Below are 5702 nucleotides of genomic sequence, written 5' to 3'. Positions count from 1 at the left end.
AAAAGAAAATAGCCATTTTATATAAGTTAAAAATGGCTATTTGTCTACAATCTGACTGATACTTTTAAGTATCAGTTTTTATTGTTTTTAAAATAAAATGATTTTAATAGTAAATAATATGTGCATATAGTATAATAAAAATTAACAAAGTAGTATAAAAATATTATCTGCATTATTGAGGTGACATTATGAACAATAAAGAAATATCTATTTCAATATTAAATAACATAGATAGTTTTTATAATTTGATAAAAATAGTAAATAAAGATAGATATAAAATAGATAAAAGTCTTACAGAGAAGCAGTTTTTTGCATTATCAGAATTAAAAAGACATAATAAAATGGAACTTAAAAACTTAAGTACTCAATTACATGTTTCAACTTCAAGTCTTTGTATATTACTTAATAAGCTTGTAGAAAAGAAGTATGTATATAGAGAAGAAGATAAAAGAGATAGGAGAAATACATTCTATGGAATTACAAAAGAGGGATTAGAAGTATTTGATGAACAAGTAATGAAATTTGTTGATGTTATTGATGAAAAAATAGATAAATTAAGTATGGAAGATAAACATAAATTGCTTATATGTATGAATGATATAGGAGAAATTATAGGTAAAATGATATAATTATAGGAAAATATAGAAAATAAAGAATTTAAGTATTGACTAAGTTATGCTATAATTTAATTAGCCTAAGATTTTTATTTTCTTCTTACATTAAATTTGAAAATAAAAAGTTATTTGCTCGCTATAAATAGCGAGCTTTTTTATTATAAATAAAATTATTTTTTCTTACTTCTAAAATTAAAGGTAAGTTCTCTATTAAAAAATAAGATTGGTATATAGATTATAGTTGTAATTAAAGTAAATAAAATTGAACTTAGTAAACTATAGCTTGAAAAGCTGTAAGGGTAATTTGCATTTGTAAAAGTATTTAAAAAATAAATGAAAGAGAAATAAAGTATGCAGAAATTGAAATTATCCCTTAATGCATATTTATTTATAGTAAACTTTCTAACCTCAGTTAGATAAACTGTAGTATAGACTAATATACAATTTGAAAAGAAGAATAAGTAATATAATATATTTGGATATCTATATCCTATGTTTGGGAAGAAGATCATACCTCCTATAGAGCACACTAAACTCCAAGAGAAAAATATATTAAATAATTGATAATTTTTAAAAAATAATATAGCTATACAAATATAAGATGCAAATCTATATATTCTAATAGGTAAACAAGTGTATACATCATAACTCCCCATTGAGATATAAGAAAACTGCTCGAAAGTAATTTCTAATATAATTAAAATACAAATTACTTTTTCAACTATATAGCTGTATGGCAATAGATGCTTTGTTAGTTTAGGGCATAAGTACAAAAATACGGAAAAAATTAATAACATAATTAAATGATCATTTGAAAAAAGAAAGGTATTTTCCATATAAATCTCCTTTATATAAATTTTAATTTAACTATTTTAACTAATTAAATTCTTATCTTGAAGTAATACTTAATACTTTTATATAAGATATATTAAATGGGACAATAAGACAGTTTTAATTTAAATAATAAATATTACATTAAAACAACTTGTTATTAATAAATTATATTTTTGAAGTTTATAAAATAGAAGTATTAAAAAATACTTTTGTAACAAAAAAATGGTATAAATAATAAATTATATAGTATAGATATTAAGACAATTGAAAATCTCGTTTTAAGGAAGTGAGAAAAATGAAAACTTTATCATGTGCAGATTCTGGAAGTAAATATTGTCCATGTCATCTTGCATACTCTAATGATTGTATAAGATGTAATATGTTAAATAAAAATAAAACATGTGATTGTATGTGGCAAGGTGTGTGTATTTACAACGAGGTTAAGCACAATAAAAATTCTCCAGTAGTACAGAGAAGTGAATATTTGTGTGACATAGAATCTATGAAGGTTGTTGAAGACAATACTTATTTGATTAGAATAAAAATACCAAAAGAATTATCAAAAGATTTACGAAGTCCAGGAGCATATGTTTTAATTAAAAGAAAAGATAAAGAAAGTGATATATTTAGTGCTCCTATTTCTGTAATGGATGTTGACTTAGATAAAAATATATTAGAAGTAATTGTAAGACCTATAGGAATAAAAACAAAAGGTATAATAAATTTTAATCAAGTTTATATTAAGGGACCCTATTTTAATGGATTATTTGGTATAAAAGATATAAAAAGCACATCAAAATCAAATTGTTTAATCATCTTAAATGGCTTATCACAAGTAAATTCAATAAATGTAATACGAAGATTAATAGAAAATGGCAATAAAGTAGATGTATTTATAAATCATAATGGAGTAATTTTAGATAATGTTGTTCAAAAAATATATGATTTAGGAGCTAATATATATCATATTGATATAGCACAGGATAAGGAATTTATAAGTGACTATATCAAATCTAACTATATAAAATTAGTATATAGTGGAGGAAGTAATCATTTTAATAAATCAGTTATGGATATAGTTGATTATGTAGATGAAAATATAAAGCTAGCGGTTTCTAACAATAATTTAATTTGTTGTGGAGAGGGAATATGTGGTGCTTGTAGCATAGACTTGAATGGAGTTAAGGTTAAAACATGTAAAACACAAGTTAATAGTAGAGAATATTTAAAAAGTATTTAATTAAGTTTTAGGGGGAAGTATTATGGCAAAAGTAGTTGTTATTGGAGGCGGATGGGCAGGATGTGCAGCTGCAATAGCTGCTAAAAAAGCAGGTGCAGATGTTTTAATATTAGAAAAAACAGACTTGCTTCTAGGGCTTGGCAACGTTGGTGGAATAATGAGAAATAATGGTAGATATAGTGCTACAGAAGAGGCAATAGCACTTGGAGCAAGGGAGTTATTTGAGATAACTGATAAATATGCAACTCATAGTAATATAGATTTTCCAGGACATAGCCATGCAACTATTTATAATGTAACTAAGATAGAGAAACCTGTAAGAGATAAAGTTAGAGAGATGGGTATAGATATTAGATTTTTTAGTAGAGTTGTAGATGTTAAACTTAATGATGATAAATTAGTTGCAGTTATACTAGAAGATGGCGAAGTTATATACGGAGATGCATTTGTTGAAACTACAGGTTCAACAGGACCTATGGGAAACTGCACAGCTTATGGTAATGGATGTGCAATGTGTGTACTAAGATGTCCATCTTTTGGAGGTAGAGTAAGTATAACTAGCAAATGTGGATTAGAGGATATGGTAGGTAAGAGAAAAAACGGAGATTATGGTGCATTTAGTGGTTCTATGAAACTTTTAAAAGAGTCTTTAAGTGAAGAAATACAAAAAGATTTAGATGAAAAAGGATGTGCAGTAGTTCCATTGCCTAAAGAACTTGTAAATGAGGGCATATTAGATATAAAGGTATGTCAACAATATGCGTTACCAGCTTTTGCACATAATATAGTGTTAATTGATACAGGTCATGCGAAACTTATGGAACCTTTTTATAATTTAGAAGTTTTACGAATGGTACCAGGATTTGAAAATGCGCTTATAGTAGATCCTTACTCTGGAGGTAAGGGAAACTCTATTAGATATATGTCTGTTGCAAAAAGAGATAATTATATGAGAGCTAAGGGAATGGCTAATTTATTTGTCGGTGGAGAAAAAGCAGGATTTTATGTAGGCCATACAGATGCGCTCCGTATCTAAATGCAAACAATTATCCTTAAACTGCTCCTCATCAAAACCATGATAAACAATAATAACCTCTCCATTATCACCATCCCAAACAACCCTATCAACAACAGAACTAACTAAAACCTTCTTCTCCTCAACACTAGCTTCATCAATACACTTATTAAACCTTTCCAAATTATCAATAATCAAATCAATATTCAAAATTTCAGCATCAATATTATTCTCAACAACACTAGAACCATCTAACTTAACCTTAAGATTATCAACTTCATCACCAAGCTTTTCAATTTGAGATAAGATATATTTAGAAACAGTAGCATTATTAGTTTCACTAAGATTAAGTACAAGCTGCTTAATAGCCTTCTCCTTGTCATCTATTTGCTTTTGAATATCTAACATACCATTATCTTTTTTTAGACTACTAAAATCCATTTTAAGCTTTTTATATTCATTTACTAAAATATCTTTATCACATACCTTAATCTTATCGATAACAAAATTCTCAATCTCAGAACCATTAACATTAGCATTATTACACTTATACATAGTATACTTCTTATTACATTTATAATAATAAGACCTGTTTTCCTTGTCCTTACCACGAGAAGAATAAGTTAAAACCATAGCACTTCCACACTTAGCGCACTTTAGTACACCTGATAAAATTCCATTCTTACCTGATCCTGTTCTACATCCTCTTTTACTTTGTTTATCAACAACCTTTTGAATATCAAGCCAAGTTAAATCATCAATAACTCCTTCATGTTTTGAAATAGCATATATCCAATTAGATTTATCCGTTTTTTTACCATTTTTATGTTTACCATAAGTTAAATAACCACATCCATTAGGTTCACCTGTAACATTAATATCATTTAATTCAAAGTATTGGTGAGTTAGATTACTAGATTTAACATAAATAGGGTTAGTTAAAATATCTTTAACCATAGATGGAGTAATAGTACCATTATTTTTACCTTTTATATTATTCTTATATAAATACTCACTAACTTTAGTTAAAGAACGAAGTTCTAAAAACTTATTATAAATATCATTTACAAGTTTAATTTCATCTTCATTAACTTTTAAAACAAAATATCTACGTTCTTTACCATCGGCTATATACTTTACTTCTTCGTTATCATATCCTAGAGGTAACTGACCACCAAGCCATTTACCATCTTTAGCAAGTTCTCTCATATTATCACGAACACGTTCAGAGATAGTTTCTCTTTCTAATTGTGCAAAGACACTTGATATAAACATCATAGCTCTTCCCATTGGAGTAGTAGTATCAAATTGTTCTTTAATAGATATAAAGCCTATAGAAAGAGAAGATAATTCATCAATTAAACTAGAGAAGTCAGAAACATTACGACTTATACGGTCTAGTCTATAACAAATGATAGTATCAAATTTCTTAAGTTTAGCATCTTCCATCATTTTCATAAATTGTGGTCTATTTATATTTTTACCAGAGAAACCTTCATCTTCATAAACTAAAATATCAGTAGGATTAACACCAAGATTTTTAGCATATTCTGTGCATAGTTGAACTTGGTTTTCGATAGAATCACCTTTACCTGTAAATTTAGATTTTCTTGAGTAAATTGCAACTTTCATAAATTTCACCTCCTAGTAATTAGTATCAAACTTTATATATAAAATATAATGAAAAACAAAAAGTAATTATTCCCAAATAAACCTTAAGTATAATGATTAAATAGAATTAAAAACTGAATAATTATTTATATAAAGTTCTTCAAGCTCTTTTTTCTTATCATCACTTAAATTATTAAATTTAAGCATAACAAGGTGAAGAGAAACACAAACTTCAGAAGCTAGTTGCTCAAAACTTAAATCAATATATTTTTCAAAAACATCATCATCTAATAAAAATTCTGAAGCAAAAGTATCTGCTTCTAGTTCAAGATCTTTAACCCAAACAGGATCTATTTCATGTATCTTAAAAGTATTAATATTAGGATGA

At 26.6% G+C, this 5702-nt stretch carries 5 protein-coding genes; 3 read left to right on the top strand and 2 right to left on the bottom strand.

The window, feature by feature from the left end:
- Positions 1-188 precede the first annotated feature (188 nt).
- The 3 genes from Q5F54_RS09870 to Q5F54_RS09855 all read left to right on the top strand — a co-directional run bounded on the left by Q5F54_RS09870 (position 189) and on the right by Q5F54_RS09855 (position 3724).
- On the top strand, positions 189-629 hold the full coding sequence (locus tag Q5F54_RS09870) for a MarR family winged helix-turn-helix transcriptional regulator (protein WP_277230392.1): 441 nt from the start codon (positions 189-191) through the stop codon (positions 627-629).
- A 1114-nt stretch (positions 630-1743) separates the two neighbouring features.
- Positions 1744-2688, top strand: a complete 945-nt coding sequence (locus tag Q5F54_RS09860) for a 2Fe-2S iron-sulfur cluster-binding protein (protein ID WP_071119768.1) — start codon at positions 1744-1746, stop codon at positions 2686-2688.
- Between the two features lie 22 nt (positions 2689-2710).
- Complete coding sequence (locus tag Q5F54_RS09855) at positions 2711-3724, top strand: FAD-dependent oxidoreductase (protein WP_331562670.1); 1014 nt, start codon at positions 2711-2713, stop codon at positions 3722-3724.
- Here Q5F54_RS09855 and Q5F54_RS09850 read toward each other — a convergent pair.
- Positions 3662-5335 (bottom strand): recombinase family protein, encoded by a 1674-nt coding sequence (locus Q5F54_RS09850; RefSeq protein ID WP_302334338.1) that lies wholly within the window; start codon positions 5333-5335, stop codon positions 3662-3664. The two genes, Q5F54_RS09855 and Q5F54_RS09850, sit on opposite strands and share 63 nt — an antisense overlap.
- Before the next feature lie 96 nt (positions 5336-5431).
- A partial coding sequence (locus Q5F54_RS09845) for a hypothetical protein (protein WP_331562667.1) occupies positions 5432-5702 on the bottom strand: 271 nt, incomplete at its 5' end.

The organism is uncultured Romboutsia sp. (assembly GCF_958366745.1).
Taxonomy (GTDB): Bacteria; Bacillota; Clostridia; order Peptostreptococcales; family Peptostreptococcaceae; genus Romboutsia; species Romboutsia timonensis.
Note: the sequence above shows the minus strand (reverse complement) of the source record. Positions and strands in the feature narration are given on the sequence as shown.